The sequence below is a fragment of the Flavobacterium sp. genome (assembly GCF_046317795.1).
GTDB lineage: Bacteria > Bacteroidota > Bacteroidia > Flavobacteriales > Flavobacteriaceae > Flavobacterium.
Window position 1 is genome coordinate 1 of sequence record NZ_JBKCVI010000183.1, and the last position, 13,348, is coordinate 13,348.

15 protein-coding genes are annotated in these 13,348 nt (G+C 34.1%); 5 read left to right on the forward strand and 10 right to left on the reverse strand.

Annotation, left to right across the window (positions count from 1 at the left end):
• A partial coding sequence (locus tag ACK5ON_RS10810) for a sensor histidine kinase (protein ID WP_409822325.1) occupies positions 1-763 on the forward strand: 763 nt, incomplete at its 5' end.
• Positions 764-791: 28 nt separating this feature from the next.
• On the opposite strand, the gene ACK5ON_RS10815 is transcribed toward ACK5ON_RS10810, so the two are convergent.
• Together ACK5ON_RS10815 and greA are read right to left on the reverse strand one after the other, a co-directional pair.
• Positions 792-1,181 carry an HIT family protein gene (locus ACK5ON_RS10815; protein WP_409822327.1) on the reverse strand — a complete coding sequence of 130 codons (390 nt, stop codon included), beginning with the start codon at positions 1,179-1,181 and terminating at the stop codon, positions 792-794.
• 2 nt (positions 1,182-1,183) lie between these two features.
• Positions 1,184-1,660, reverse strand: a complete 477-nt coding sequence (gene greA, locus ACK5ON_RS10820) for a transcription elongation factor GreA (RefSeq protein ID WP_396176408.1) — start codon at positions 1,658-1,660, stop codon at positions 1,184-1,186.
• Positions 1,661-1,821: 161 nt separating this feature from the next.
• Here greA and ACK5ON_RS10825 point away from each other — a divergent pair, with 161 nt between their 5' ends.
• Positions 1,822-2,247 carry a hypothetical protein gene (locus ACK5ON_RS10825; RefSeq protein ID WP_409822329.1) on the forward strand — a complete coding sequence of 142 codons (426 nt, stop codon included), beginning with the start codon at positions 1,822-1,824 and terminating at the stop codon, positions 2,245-2,247.
• On the opposite strand, the gene ACK5ON_RS10830 is transcribed toward ACK5ON_RS10825, so the two are convergent.
• The 6 genes from ACK5ON_RS10830 to ACK5ON_RS10855 all read right to left on the reverse strand — a co-directional run bounded on the left by ACK5ON_RS10830 (position 2,244) and on the right by ACK5ON_RS10855 (position 8,792).
• A complete protein-coding gene (locus tag ACK5ON_RS10830) occupies positions 2,244-4,481 on the reverse strand; it encodes a TonB-dependent receptor (RefSeq protein ID WP_409822331.1) in 2,238 nt (745 codons plus the stop codon). The genes ACK5ON_RS10825 and ACK5ON_RS10830 overlap by 4 nt on opposite strands.
• Positions 4,482-4,795: 314 nt before the next feature.
• Entirely contained in the window at positions 4,796-5,197 is a 402-nt protein-coding gene (gene arfB / locus ACK5ON_RS10835; RefSeq protein WP_409822333.1) for an alternative ribosome rescue aminoacyl-tRNA hydrolase ArfB, read from the reverse strand.
• Entirely contained in the window at positions 5,187-6,788 is a 1,602-nt protein-coding gene (locus ACK5ON_RS10840; RefSeq protein WP_409822335.1) for a DUF4301 family protein, read from the reverse strand. The genes arfB and ACK5ON_RS10840 overlap by 11 nt, the downstream gene beginning before the upstream one ends.
• Positions 6,755-7,372 (reverse strand): nicotinamide riboside transporter PnuC, encoded by a 618-nt coding sequence (gene pnuC, locus ACK5ON_RS10845; protein WP_409822337.1) that lies wholly within the window; start codon positions 7,370-7,372, stop codon positions 6,755-6,757. The genes ACK5ON_RS10840 and pnuC overlap by 34 nt, the downstream gene beginning before the upstream one ends.
• A complete protein-coding gene (locus ACK5ON_RS10850; protein WP_409822339.1) occupies positions 7,372-8,085 on the reverse strand; it encodes a geranylgeranylglyceryl/heptaprenylglyceryl phosphate synthase in 714 nt (237 codons plus the stop codon). The genes pnuC and ACK5ON_RS10850 overlap by 1 nt, the downstream gene beginning before the upstream one ends.
• On the reverse strand, positions 8,085-8,792 hold the full coding sequence (locus tag ACK5ON_RS10855; protein WP_409822341.1) for a 4'-phosphopantetheinyl transferase family protein: 708 nt from the start codon (positions 8,790-8,792) through the stop codon (positions 8,085-8,087). The genes ACK5ON_RS10850 and ACK5ON_RS10855 overlap by 1 nt, the downstream gene beginning before the upstream one ends.
• 185 nt (positions 8,793-8,977) lie before the next feature.
• Here ACK5ON_RS10855 and ahcY point away from each other — a divergent pair, with 185 nt between their 5' ends.
• On the forward strand, positions 8,978-10,294 hold the full coding sequence (gene ahcY, locus ACK5ON_RS10860; RefSeq protein ID WP_409822343.1) for an adenosylhomocysteinase: 1,317 nt from the start codon (positions 8,978-8,980) through the stop codon (positions 10,292-10,294).
• A gap of 139 nt (positions 10,295-10,433) precedes the next feature.
• Here ahcY and rpmA read toward each other — a convergent pair whose 3' ends face one another.
• Both rpmA and rplU read right to left on the reverse strand, forming a co-directional pair.
• On the reverse strand, positions 10,434-10,694 hold the full coding sequence (gene rpmA, locus ACK5ON_RS10865) for a 50S ribosomal protein L27 (protein ID WP_396175284.1): 261 nt from the start codon (positions 10,692-10,694) through the stop codon (positions 10,434-10,436).
• Between the two features lie 23 nt (positions 10,695-10,717).
• Positions 10,718-11,149 (reverse strand): 50S ribosomal protein L21, encoded by a 432-nt coding sequence (gene rplU / locus ACK5ON_RS10870; protein WP_396175282.1) that lies wholly within the window; start codon positions 11,147-11,149, stop codon positions 10,718-10,720.
• 236 nt (positions 11,150-11,385) lie between these two features.
• Here rplU and ACK5ON_RS10875 point away from each other — a divergent pair, with 236 nt between their 5' ends.
• Together ACK5ON_RS10875 and ACK5ON_RS10880 are read left to right on the forward strand one after the other, a co-directional pair.
• The gene (locus ACK5ON_RS10875; RefSeq protein WP_396175280.1) at positions 11,386-12,732 is read left to right on the forward strand and encodes a M16 family metallopeptidase; all 1,347 of its coding nucleotides are present in this window, start codon (positions 11,386-11,388) and stop codon (positions 12,730-12,732) included.
• A gap of 19 nt (positions 12,733-12,751) precedes the next feature.
• A partial coding sequence (locus ACK5ON_RS10880) for a M16 family metallopeptidase (RefSeq protein ID WP_409822346.1) occupies positions 12,752-13,348 on the forward strand: 597 nt, incomplete at its 3' end.

Below are 13,348 nucleotides of genomic sequence, written 5' to 3' on the forward strand. Positions count from 1 at the left end.
TTTGTACTACGGCAATTCTTCGCTACTCAACAAATTGAAATATTATCCTGTTGCGCTATTATTAATTATCTTTTTGTTTGGCGCATTAGTCTATAACTTTTACAAAAGCACCAAAATGGCTACCCAAAACAAGCTTTGGGCAGGAATGGCGAAGGAAACCGCACATCAAATAGGAACACCTTTATCTTCTTTAATAGGTTGGCTCGAAATCATGAAAGCCGATAATGTTGCTGAAACCACCATTTTAGAAATCGAAAAAGACATCAACCGATTGCAAACCATAACCGATAGATTTTCTAAAATTGGTTCTGAACCCATACTCGAAGTAAAAAATATCATTGAAGAGACTGAACAGTCATTTGATTATTTAAAATCAAGATTTTCAAGTCAAGTGGATTTTTCATTTAAAGCCCCCAAAAAACCAATTATGGTTTCGCTAAATCCTGCGTTACACAGTTGGACAGTGGAGAACTTAGTCAAGAACGCCATCGATGCTATGAAAGGTCGTGGCAAATTATCAATAGTGATTGAAAACGACACTAATTTCGTTAATATATTAATATCCGATAGTGGCAAAGGGATACCAAAAAATCAATTCAAACGCATTTTTGAACCTGGTTTTACTACCAAAAAACGGGGTTGGGGTTTAGGTTTATCACTGACCAAAAGAATTGTAGAAGAATACCACAAAGGAAAAATAAAAGTACTAAATTCCGAAGTGGGAAAAGGAACTACAATTCAAGTCACTTTTAAAAAGGCATAAAAAAACCTCGTTTTTACGAGATTTAATTTTATAAATTCCCTTGAATAGCTTTTGCCAACTCTTCAAATTCTTCTTTAGTCAAAGAAACTTTACGCTGAAACCGCATGTCATCCATGTCGAGAAGTGGAATTAAATGAACATGTGCATGAGGCACTTCTAATCCAACCACTGCAACTCCAATTCTTTTGCAAGGAATTGTTTTTTCAAGGGCTTTGGCTACTTTTCTAGAAAACTTCATCAATCCTAAATACAGTTCTTCTTCCATATCAAAAATCTTATTGATTTCTTGTTTTGGAATGCATAGCGTGTGTCCTTTGGCATTGGGATTTACATCCAAAAAAGCCAAATAATTTTCATCCTCCGCTATTTTATAACAAGGAATTTCGCCGTTAACTATTTTGGTAAATATTGAACTCATTTTTAGTCTCTAGAAATTTCTAAAACTTCAAAATTCAATTTTCCATTTGGAACGGTAATTTCAGCCACTTCTCCCACAGATTTTCCTAGCAATCCTTTACCAATAGGGGAAGTCACTGATATTTTCCCTGTTTTTAAATCGGCTTCGCTCTCAGCAACTAGGGTATATTTCAATTCCATACCATTGGCTTGATTCTTAATCTTTACATGAGATAAAACCAAAACTTTTGAAGTATCCAAATGACTTTCATCAATCAATCGTGCATTAGAATGAACTTCTTCTAGTTTAGCAATTCGCATTTCTAGCATGCCTTGTGCTTCTTTGGCGGCATCATATTCTGCATTTTCAGACAAGTCACCTTTGTCTCTTGCCTCTGCAATAGCTTGTGAAGCTTTTGGTCTTTCTATGCTTTTAAGTTGATCCAATTCTTCTCTTAATTTTTTTAATCCTTCTGCTGTGTAATACGATACTGTACTCATAATTTCATCATTTATATAAATAGAAAAAATCCCATCGCAACGGGATTTCTTTTTGCAAAGATATAATTTATTAATTTATTTCAAATTTGTTTACGTTTGATAACGTTTGTCAAAGTTAATTAATTTAAATTTGTTTCGCTATAGTAATCTAATAAATTTATATGAAAAAGATTTTTTTTATGTTGTTTATTCTTCCTTTTGCCATTGGTTGTGATGGTGGAAGTGCAAATAATAACAATCCGAATATCCCAAATTATGCTGTTAATTTACAAATAAACTTAAATTTGCCGGCTTATAGCAATTTACAATTTCCGGGTAATCGTATTATTGATTTTTCACAAGGCGCAAGAGGTATTGTGGTTTTCAATACAGGAAGCGGTTTTGTAGCTTACGACTTAGCTTGCCCAAACATTGCTTTCACTATTTGTACAACTCCTATGTCGGTTACTCAAGGAAGTATTAATGCGACTTGCGATTGTGATGATACTGTCTATAGCTTATACACTGGGCAAAGTGCTGGACAGCAATACCCTATGAAAGCATATCGCGTTAATCTGAACGGAAGCACATTGGTGATTACAAATTAGAATTTCAAAGTTAGCCCAGCCAAAAAATTAATACCTGCTTGTGGATAAAATCCCGCTCCTTCTTGCGTTATAACTGTTCCTGGAGTACTAAAATCGTCATCAAAAGTATAGAAATAGCCGTTAGACTCATATTCAACATTGAAAATATTGTTGACCATTGCAGAAAAAACTATAGATTTTAATCCTTTATGGATATTCCATTGGTAGGTAAAATTCAAATCATTAACAAAAAAAGCATCTAAAACAGATTTTTGCGAGTCGATATTTCCCATAAATTGTTTGCCTACATATTTTGAAAACAAGGAAACCTGTATGGTTTTGATGGGTTGATAGGTAAATCTATTTCCAAAAATTATGTTTGGCGAAAATGCAATATTCGTATTTCCTAAGTTTTGCAGTATGCCATCACGTTGAAAATTAAAGTCTCGGTTTTTGTTTTGACTTAGGGTTACATTTGGGTTGAGCGTTACTTTTTGATTTAATGTAATCAAAGACTCTACTTCTAAACCCAAACGGTAACTGCTTCCGCTGTTAGTGAAAATAGGCGAACCTACATCATTCAAAGCACCGGTTAAAACTAGTTGGTCTTTATAGTTCATATAAAAAACATTGGCTGAGAGATTTATTTTTTTTGAATTGTATTTCCATCCTAGTTCATAATCGAATAGTTGTTCTGGTTTTGTACTTCCGTTTTCATAGTCATCGCGACGCGGTTCTTTATTTGCTACTCCAAAAAATCCATAAAAAGAATTTTTTTCATTCCATTGATAATTTAAACCCATTTTTGGATTGAAAAACAAAAAAGTATCGTTTACATCATCAAACCGAAAACTAGTAGCTTCATAAAAAACCATTCGGTATTGTAAATCGGCAAAAACATTTAATTTACCAACTTGTTGCGATGCTTTGGCATAAAAATTCACATCGTCTTTATTCCCAATGTTGTCGTAATATCTGTTTTCATCGGGAGTGTAAAATTGTGTCCAAACTACTTCGCCAAAATGGTCCCCTAGGTAACGATTTGCCGCGCCACCAATTAAAATATCGGTTTCGGGCGTTCGATAATTTAATGAAAAAGTAGCGCCAAAAAAATCATTATCGAGCCATCTTTTTCGAACTAAATCAGCAATTGAATTGCCATTAAAATCAGGTAAATTATAGTCGGCCAATGTTTCATCTTCGCGGTATTGTTCAAAATAACCTTTTCCTATAGTGTAATGCATTGCCACGTTTGAAATCCATTTTTCGGACCATTTTTCAGACCAATGCAACTGGAAATGATTTTGGGTATAATTATCGGTTTCATCATCATAGAATTGTGTGTTGCCAAATTCATCGGTATACATTCCTGCAACATTATAAGTTCTGTCGTTTTCTAGTTTTTCTGGATCTTCTAAACCATACCATGCTTGATAGGTTTTTTCTGTTCCGCCAAAAGCAAAGAATTTAATTTGTCGTTTTTCGGTGATATAATTCGCATTAAAAAAGTAGCCCATCATATTAGTTGAAGCCCTATCAATAAAACCATCGGAAGCAATGTTAGACAAGCGCGCATTCATTTCAAAATTGTTGTGCAACCCTGTTCCAAAAGACAACGTGTGTTTTCGCGTGCCAAAACTTCCCGCAGAGTTGGCAATTTCGGCATAGGCTTTTTCTTGAAACGATTTGGTTTGCATGTTTAAACTTGCGCCAAAAGCACCAGCACCATTGGTAGATGTTCCCACGCCGCGTTGCAATTGCACACTTTCGAGCGAGGAAGCAAAATCGGGTAAGTTCACAAAAAAAGTTCCCTGACTTTCGCTATCGTTAAATGGAATTCCGTTTAAGGTTACGTTTATTCTTGAACCGTCAGAGCCACGAACTCGCAGATAGGTATAACCAACACCATTTCCAGCATCTGTTGTGGATACTACAGATGGTAAAAAATTTAAAAGTACCGGAATATCTTGACCCAGATTTCGCGGTGCAATTTCTTCTTTAGAATAGTTGGTAAACGTGATTGGGTTTTTCCCTTTGGCTCTAACAGATGAAACGGTTACTTCATTGAGCACATTGACTTTTGTGGTGTCTTGTTCTTTTTGTTGCGAGAAAGCTGTTTGTGAGAAGAAGAGAATAGAAAATAAAAAATAGAAAATAGATTGTTGTCTTCTTCTGACTTCTGGCTTCCATCTCCCTGCTTCCCGCTTCCCGCTTCCTGCTTCCTGCTTCCCACTTTTTTTAAATAAAATTTTCATTCGTAAAATAGTTTACAAATAAAAAGAGGTAATTATTCTTTGGTTAAAATTAAATTGATACTCTTGCTAATCGTTTGAAAAAGCCAGCGGCGCCTGCTCGCTCTTTCGCTAAAAATGTCCACTGGACATTTTCTTAACGCTTAGCCGTCCCTAAACAGCATTACCTGTTCTAGGTTCATTGGGTATAATCTCAGCCCTTGGTAGAGCACCCCTTTTGAGACGAGGCAAAGATATAGCAATATCAATGACAATTACAACATCAAAATTCAATTATATTTTTTATTGCAATTGATTTTTGCAATTGATATTGAAATTTACAAATCAGGTTTCCTCCTATTCTGTTTTATTTCCGAAAGATTGCGTTTGGCTTTGATTCTTTTTTCGATGACTGATCGTGGAATTTTGGTGGCTTTTCTTTTCTTTGGGACAATTAAAGATTTAGTAATTAAATCAAAAAAACGCTTAGTAACGATTTCTTTATTTCTTAATTGGCTTCTATCTTCATCACAATTTAAAATCAAAATATTTTCGTTGGAAAGTTTGTTCGATAATTTCGTGAATAGCAGTTCTTTTTCGGCTTCTTCAAAAGCTTGTGAGAGTGATAAATCAAACGTTAAAATCACTTTTGAAGAAACTTTATTGACGTTTTGTCCACCAGCGCCAGAACTTCTAACTGCTTTGAATTGCAGTTCGGAAAGTATCACATCAGTTTTCATGTTGCGGTTGGTGAGCTGGTTTCAATAAATCGTTTACGGTTTTCACTGGGTTGAAAGTAACTAATGGTACCTCAACAAAAATAGTAATCCATTTTGACATAGCACCATTCCACAAACCTGGCAATTCATAACCTTTCAATTCTTTTCCCTTATTGTTTTTGTGTACAATAAATCCGGTACTGTGATCGATGAAATCATTCAAATCAAACTTTTTGCCTTTATAATTCTTGGTAGCACATACTAAATCTACTGGATTAAAATGGGTGGCTTTTGCAAGGATTTGGGCTTGCTCGGCATTATGAATATCCACTTGGGAACTTTCTACTATTTGCAAAGAGATATTTCCTTTAACGCTCCTAACCCAAAATGGTCCGCCACCAGGTTCGCCTTCGTTTTTCACCATACCACAAACTCGAATAGGTCGATTTAATTTACTTTTTATATAATCAATTTTATTCTCAAGGGTGTATTTATAAAAATCATCCAATACATCAATGTTCAATTTTTGAGTCATGAAATCTATGATTGCTTCAATATCATTTTCTTGAATAGCTTGATTATCTATAGCGGCTACAAATTCGAAAACTTTTTGTTGTACATCCAATAAAATGCCCGATAGTCCTTTTTTATATAAAGTTGTTTCTTCTATGTGATTTTGAATGACGTTGTCAATATTTTTAATAAAAATAACATCGGCGTCAAGCAAATTCAAATTATTAATCAAAGCGCCATGTCCGCCTGGACGAAAAACCAATTCGCCATTTTCATTTCTAAAAGGTTTGTTTTGCAAATCAACCGCAATGGTATCGGTGCTTTTATCTTGATAAGAAAATCCAACATTGAGTTCAGTCTTGGTTTTGTTTTCCACTTTTGCTTTAACCTCTTCAATAATTTTTTGAAATAAAGCTTCATGATGTTCCGAAATGGTCAAATGCAAATGTGAAACTGAATTTGAAGAGGCATAATAAGCACATTCGTTCAAGTGCTCTTCCACAGGGGTGACAATATAAGTATCGTATTTATGAAAATGTAAAACTCCTTTTGGTTTGTTGGCAAAATCAAAATGTTCTGTAGCCAACATCGTTTTGATGAAATGATAGCTTTTTTCGTGACTTTCTAATGAATAGTAATTGTCAACCAAGAGTTTTACTTTTGATTTTACCTCTTCATAAAATGGAAATTTTTCAATTCCAGCTAAAAAAATGGATAAATTTCTTTCCTTTTTTCTATTGATGTAAGCGTTTATGGTTTCATTTTCAATATCAAATTCATTTAAAAATTCATTTAAAAACTTGAACATTCTACTAGCTGCACCAGAAGCAGGAACAAATTTTTTGAGTTTTAAACTTGTCTTCTTTGAATCAAAAAGCGCTGCATATTTTTGAAATTCTTCTTTTGATAATTTGAGAATTCCGTCATTGATAGTAGCTGGTTTTTCGATATATATTTTAGGAATTCCCAATTGAAACAACATTAAAACGCCTTCAATTTTATCCAAAGAAATACCTTTGGTTTTGATTTGTTCAAAATCGGCGGTAGTAAAACCATATTTTTTAGCTAAACTATCTTTTCTTGTAATGTTCTCTTCCATTCTAAATAGCCATAAAAGGCAATAATTGTAAAAATTAAATATTGAATACTCGTAAACGAATATCCTTTAACAAAATACATGGGTATGGAAATGATATCACCAATAATCCATAAAATCCAATTCTCTATTTTTCGTCGAGCCATAAGCCACATCCCAACAAAGAAAATTCCTGTGACCAAAGTATCAACGTACGATGTCCAATGGGTAAATTTACCAAAAAATGTATAAACCGCCACTACAAATAGAATTGTTAATACAAAAATGATGAAAGCCCATTTTTTTTCAGATAAAGTCATTCTCGAAATAGGGAATTCAACTGCATTATCTTTCTTACGTGTCCAATGATACCAACCATAAATACTCATCACCACATAATAAAAGTTAATCATCATATCGCCAAGTAAAGTCCATTTCCAGAGTAAATAAACATAAATAGCGGTGTTGATAATGCCTGTTGGGAATACCCAAATCTTATTTTTTTTAGCAAACCAAACGCTTAATAAACCAAAAAATATGGCTATTATCTCTAATAAAATTTCGTAGCATGGGTATTTTTTATATTGAGAAAAGAGGATTTCAAACATTAGTCAAAGAAATTTACATTATTTTCAAATGCAGTACCTATAACAACCATATCAGCACCATTTGCGAATGCTTCATCAATTTGTTTTTTGGAACGAATTCCACCGCCAACAATCAAAGGAATTGAAATTCTTTTTGAAACAGAAGAAATAATTTCCAAAGGAACTGCTGTTTTTGCGCCGCTTCCTGCTTCTAGATAAATAAGTTTGTTACCTATGAGTTCTCCCGCTTTTGCCGTTTGAGCAACATACTCAGGATTGTTTCTTGACAAAGGTTTGGTTTTACTCACTCTTTCTACAGCCGTTTCGCCACCACTTTCAATCAGAATATAACCTGTGGAAATAATTTCTAAATTTGTTTTTTCTAAAATGGGAACGGCTTCAATTTGCTGTTCAATTAAATAAATAGGATTTCTTCCTGAAAGTAATTGCAAAAATAAAATTCCGTCAGCATTCGCAGAGATTTGGGAAGAATGACCAGGGAAAAGTAAAATTGGCAAACTTGTTTTACTTTTTATAGCAATTATTAATTCATTTAAATGGTCGCCTACAAACGAACTTCCGCCAACCAAAATGTGTGTTGCTGGCGATTTGTTTATTTTTGAAATAACAGAACTAATAGAATTTAAATCTAATTTGTCTGGATCAAGAAGAATGGCTAAAAGCTTTTGTTTTCTTGATTTTGCTTCGAGTATTTTTTTGTAGATATCTATCATTATTTTTTCTCACCTGAGGCAATCCCGAACTTAATAGAGTTAAAAGCACATACAAACACATAATTTTCTATAAAATCAAAGAGTACGTCAAAGTATTCCACCCGTTGATTAAATCGCAACGCCACAGTGCATTTTTTATCGGCCAAATTAAAATCGCTTTCAAAAATATGGTCTTTAAAACTGATGCCTATTTCATTTTTGATTTTAAAGACCGATTCTTTGATTCCCCAAACAACAGTTGCTTTAATGAGTTGATCTTCCTCAGAAAGATTTTCCAGATGAGAAACATCCATATAACGTGGCGCCAGTTTTAAGGTTTTTTCTTTTAGAATTTCTAAATCAATTCCAATTAATGTATCACTGATAGTTATTACTGAAAAATCATGAGAATGAGAAATAGAGATATGTTTCGGGCTGGAAGATGGAAGATGGAAGATGGAAGATGGAAGATGGAAGTCACTTCCAACTCCCTGCTTCCCGCTCCCTGTTTCCCGCTTCTCGCTTCCCGCTTCTCTCAAATGTGGTTTTCCAACTTCATCATAATACAAATCAAAATCAGTATAACCGGCTTCTACCAACAATCTTCTGACGCTAAGAAATCCTTTTTGATGACTTTCGGATTTCATGCCTTCTAATCGTGCCAAAGAAATGTCTTTCAACGCCACACTTCGAAAAAGCTCATCGAATGTCTCCGTGATTTTCCACATATAAACCCGAGTGAAATTGTTTAAATCAGTAATTTTAAATAATGGCATTGGAAAAATAAATTATCTAATTGTTTTTCAGAAAATTAACCCGATAAACAAATCACAAAAAAGCAAAAAATACTTTTTTAATTCTTTCTTATTATGTAGTTTTGCACCGAAATTAAAAAAACAAATATACACAATAGATGAGTACACAAACATTACCTTATGTAGCTTTTAAAGTGAAAGACATTTCACTTGCAGCTTGGGGAAGAAAAGAAATTGAATTGGCAGAAGCTGAAATGCCTGGATTAATGGCGCTTCGTGCAGAATATGGCACTAGCCAACCCTTAAAAGGAGCACGTATTGCAGGATGTCTGCACATGACTATTCAAACGGCTGTTTTAATTGAAACATTAATTGCTCTTGGAGCAGAAGTTACTTGGTCTTCTTGTAACATTTTCTCAACTCAAGATCAAGCGGCGGCGGCTATTGCTGCTGCAGGAATTCAAGTGTATGCTTGGAAAGGTCTTGACGAAGAATCTTTTGATTGGTGTATCGAACAAACTTTGTTCTTTGGTGAAGACAGAAAACCATTGAACATGATATTAGATGACGGTGGCGATTTGACCAATATGGTTTTTGACCGTTACCCAGAACTAATTCCCGGTATCAAAGGTCTTTCTGAAGAAACAACCACTGGAGTTCACCGTTTGTACGAAAGAATGAAAAACGGAACATTATACATGCCAGCAATCAACGTAAACGACTCGGTTACTAAATCAAAATTTGATAACAAATACGGTTGTAAAGAATCGGCTGTTGATGCTGTTCGTAGAGCAACAGATATTATGTTGGCTGGAAAAAGAGTAGTTGTTTGTGGATATGGTGATGTGGGTAAAGGAACTGCGGCTTCTTTCCGTGGTGCAGGTTCAATTGTAACAGTTACCGAAATCGATCCAATTTGTGCTTTACAAGCAGCCATGGATGGTTTTGAAGTAAAAAAATTAAATACCGTTATCGCTACAGCTGATATTATTATCACCACTACTGGAAATAAAGACATTGTTTTAGGAAGTCACTTCGAGCAAATGAAAGATAAAACGATTGTTTGTAACATTGGTCACTTTGATAATGAAATTGATATGGCTTGGTTGAACAAAAACCACGGAGCTTCAAAAGTTGAAATCAAACCACAAGTAGATAAATATACTATTGCTGGAAAAGACATTCTTATCTTAGCCGAAGGTCGTTTAGTAAACTTAGGTTGTGCTACAGGTCACCCAAGTTTTGTAATGAGTAATTCATTTACCAACCAAACTTTAGCTCAAATTGAGTTATGGACTAACTCAGCAAACTACAAAAATGAAGTATACATGCTACCGAAACATCTTGATGAAAAAGTTGCGATGTTGCACTTAGCAAAATTAGGCGTTGAATTGGAAACCTTACGTACAGACCAAGCAGAATATATTGGTGTTGCCGTTGAAGGACCATTCAAACCTGAGTATTACAGATATTAGTATTAAGATAATAGTATTAAGTATTAAGATTAAGCCCTAGCAGTGATGTGAGGGTTTAATTATTATAAAAAAGAGAGACAACAAAAAACCCGTCTCGTTTTAGAACGAGACGGGTTTTGTAATTCAATAAGAGTGATTCTTATGCTTCAAACGGAAGCACAGAAACAAAAGATTTATTATCTCCTTTTTTCTGGAACTTAACCACTCCATCAACTCTAGCATGTAAAGTATGATCTTTACCCATGTAAACATTTTCACCTGGATTGTGTTTTGAACCTCTTTGTCTAACGATGATGTTCCCAGCAATAGCAGCTTGACCACCAAAAATCTTCACGCCTAAACGTTTTGATTCTGATTCTCTACCATTCTTCGAACTACCGACACCTTTCTTGTGAGCCATGACGTATACGTTTTATATTGTTATTAATCTTGTGTATCTTCTTTTTTAGCTTTTGGAGCTTTTTTTACTTTTGGAGCTTCTACAGCAACATCGGTAACTTCAGCTTCAACAACTGCTTTTTTTGGCGCTGCTTTCTTAGCACCAGTTGCGGCTATACCTTCGATCACTATTTGTGTTAAAGATTGTCTGTGACCATTTCTTTTCTTGTAACCTTTTCTTCTTTTCTTTTTGAAAACGATTACTTTGTCTCCTTTTAAGTGTTGTAACACTTTGGCTTCTACTGAAGCACCTTCTATAGCTGGGGCGCCTAAAGTTACATTTCCATTATCGTCTAATAAAAGAACTTTGTCAAAAGAAACTTTTGAACCTTCTTCATTAGTCAAACGGTGAACATAAACCTTTAAGTCTTTGCTTACTTTAAATTGTTGCCCTGCTATCTCTACGATTGCGTACATAACAATGATGTTTAATTAATTTTATACCGACTTTTCGGGTTGCAAATATACTACTATTTGTTTTACACGCAATACTTTCCAAAAAAAAGTTTATGACTGCTTTTCAAGGAATGATAAAATATGCTAGAATTTTTTTGAATTCTTACATATTCAAATAAAAAAAAGTATTTTTGATGTAACAAATTAAACTATTAGTTTACTAATTCAAAAAATCAACAAAAAAATTTTAATTTTTTATGAAAAAATCACTAATCGCTTTAAGTACAATGCTTATGCTTGGAGGAATGGCTCATGCCCAAAAGGTAGCTTTTGAGGAATACGATTTACCAAATGGTCTTCATGTTATTTTACACAATGATCCATCTGCACCAGTCGTAATTACCTCCGTAATGTATCACGTAGGTGCAAAAGATGAAAATCCAGAAAGAACTGGATTTGCTCACTTTTTTGAACATTTATTGTTTGAAGGAACTGAAAATATCAAAAGAGGAGAATGGTTTAAAATTGTAACTTCAAACGGAGGAACAAACAATGCCAATACTACTGAAGACAGAACCTATTACTTCGAAGTATTCCCTTCTAACAATACTGAGTTAGGATTGTGGATGGAATCTGAAAGATTAATGCATCCCGTAATTAACCAAATTGGGGTTGATACTCAAAATGAAGTAGTAAAAGAAGAAAAACGGCTACGTGTTGACAATCAACCTTATGGGAATTTGATTGCCGAAGTAAAGAAAAATATGTTTAAAAATCATCCTTACCGCTGGGCAACTATCGGTTCTATGGCACATTTAGATGCCGCTACATTGGAGGAATTTCAAGCATTTAACAAAAAGTTTTATACTCCTAACAATGCTGTTTTAGTTGTTGCCGGTCAAATTGACATTGCTCAGACTAAGGCTTGGATACAAAAATATTTTGGACCAATTCCAAGAGGTGTTGAAGTTAAAAAACAAACTTTTGTTGAAGCTCCAATTACTGAAACTATTAGAGCTACTTATGAAGACCCAAACATTCAAAAAGAAATGGTTGTAGCTTCATACAGAACGCCCTCCATGAAAACAAGAGATGCTAGGATTTTAGACATGATTTCTACGTATTTAAGCAATGGTAAAAGTTCAAAGTTGTATAAAAAAATTGTGGATGAGAAAAAAATGGCATTACAAATTGGTGCTTTCAATTACTCACAAGAAGATTATGGTCAATACATTCTTTATGGATTACCGCTAGGAGAAAACACTTCAGTAGATTTACTTAGAGAAATAGATGAAGAAATCGTAAAACTTCAAACGAATCTCATCTCTGAAAGTGACTATCAAAAATTACAAAATATTTACGAAAGTAATTATGTTGATAACAATTCAAGTGTTGAAGGTGTTGCAGAAAATTTAGCTACTTTTTATTTATTGTATGGCGATGTAAATTTAATAAATACCGAAATCGAGATGTATCGTTCAATCAAACGTGAAGAAATTAGAGATGCTGCCAAAAAATATTTAAATCCAAATCAACGTTTGATTTTGGATTATGTTCCTGCCAAAGACAAAGCTGAACTAAACAAAAATGAACAAGCTAAGTAAAATAACTAATATCAAGAAAATGAAAAAATCAATCATAATAGTATCAAGCTTGTTTTTAACTTTAACTATGCAAGCACAAGACAGAACGCAACCAAAACCTGGTCCAGCACCAAAAATAAACATCAAAAAACCAGAAACTTTCTCCCTTTCAAATGGGTTAAAAGTTCTAGTGGTTGAAAACCATAAATTGCCAAGAGTATCATACAGTCTAACTTTAGACAATATGCCATATGCTGAAGGTAACAAAAAAGGGGTTGATGATTTAACCAGTAGCATGATAGGAAATGGTTCTACTAAAACATCAAAAGACGCTTTTAACGAAGAAGTAGATTTCCTTGGAGCAAATATCAATTTCTTCTCTTCTGGCGCCGCAGCTCGCGGTTTATCTAAACATGCTAAAAGAATTATGGAATTAATGGCTGAAGGTGCATTAATGCCAAACTTCACTCAAGAAGAGTTTGATAAAGAAAGAGAAAAATTAATCGAAGGATTAAAAACGCAAGAAAAAAGTGTAACCGCAGTGGCTAGTAGAGTTGAAAGAGTTTTGGCTTATGGCAAAAGTCATCCGTCTGGCGAATATTTATCAGAGGAAACTATCAATAACGTTACTCTAGAG

Excerpts from the sequence above, each read along its gene's own strand:
- ACK5ON_RS10815 (WP_409822327.1), bottom strand. The coding sequence starts at position 1,181 with ATGAGTTCAATATTTACCAAAATAGTTAACGGCGAAATTCCTTGTTAT.
- greA (WP_396176408.1), bottom strand. The coding sequence starts at position 1,660 with ATGAGTACAGTATCGTATTACACAGCAGAAGGATTAAAAAAATTAAGA.
- ACK5ON_RS10825 (WP_409822329.1), top strand. The coding sequence starts at position 1,822 with ATGAAAAAGATTTTTTTTATGTTGTTTATTCTTCCTTTTGCCATTGGT.
- ACK5ON_RS10830 (WP_409822331.1), bottom strand. The coding sequence starts at position 4,481 with ATGAAAATTTTATTTAAAAAAAGTGGGAAGCAGGAAGCAGGAAGCGGG.
- arfB (WP_409822333.1), bottom strand. The coding sequence starts at position 5,197 with ATGAAAACTGATGTGATACTTTCCGAACTGCAATTCAAAGCAGTTAGA.
- ACK5ON_RS10840 (WP_409822335.1), bottom strand. The coding sequence starts at position 6,788 with ATGGAAGAGAACATTACAAGAAAAGATAGTTTAGCTAAAAAATATGGT.
- pnuC (WP_409822337.1), bottom strand. The coding sequence starts at position 7,372 with ATGTTTGAAATCCTCTTTTCTCAATATAAAAAATACCCATGCTACGAA.
- ACK5ON_RS10850 (WP_409822339.1), bottom strand. The coding sequence starts at position 8,085 with ATGATAGATATCTACAAAAAAATACTCGAAGCAAAATCAAGAAAACAA.
- ACK5ON_RS10855 (WP_409822341.1), bottom strand. The coding sequence starts at position 8,792 with ATGTGGAAAATCACGGAGACATTCGATGAGCTTTTTCGAAGTGTGGCG.
- ahcY (WP_409822343.1), top strand. The coding sequence starts at position 8,978 with ATGAGTACACAAACATTACCTTATGTAGCTTTTAAAGTGAAAGACATT.
- rpmA (WP_396175284.1), bottom strand. The coding sequence starts at position 10,694 with ATGGCTCACAAGAAAGGTGTCGGTAGTTCGAAGAATGGTAGAGAATCA.
- rplU (WP_396175282.1), bottom strand. The coding sequence starts at position 11,149 with ATGTACGCAATCGTAGAGATAGCAGGGCAACAATTTAAAGTAAGCAAA.
- ACK5ON_RS10875 (WP_396175280.1), top strand. The coding sequence starts at position 11,386 with ATGAAAAAATCACTAATCGCTTTAAGTACAATGCTTATGCTTGGAGGA.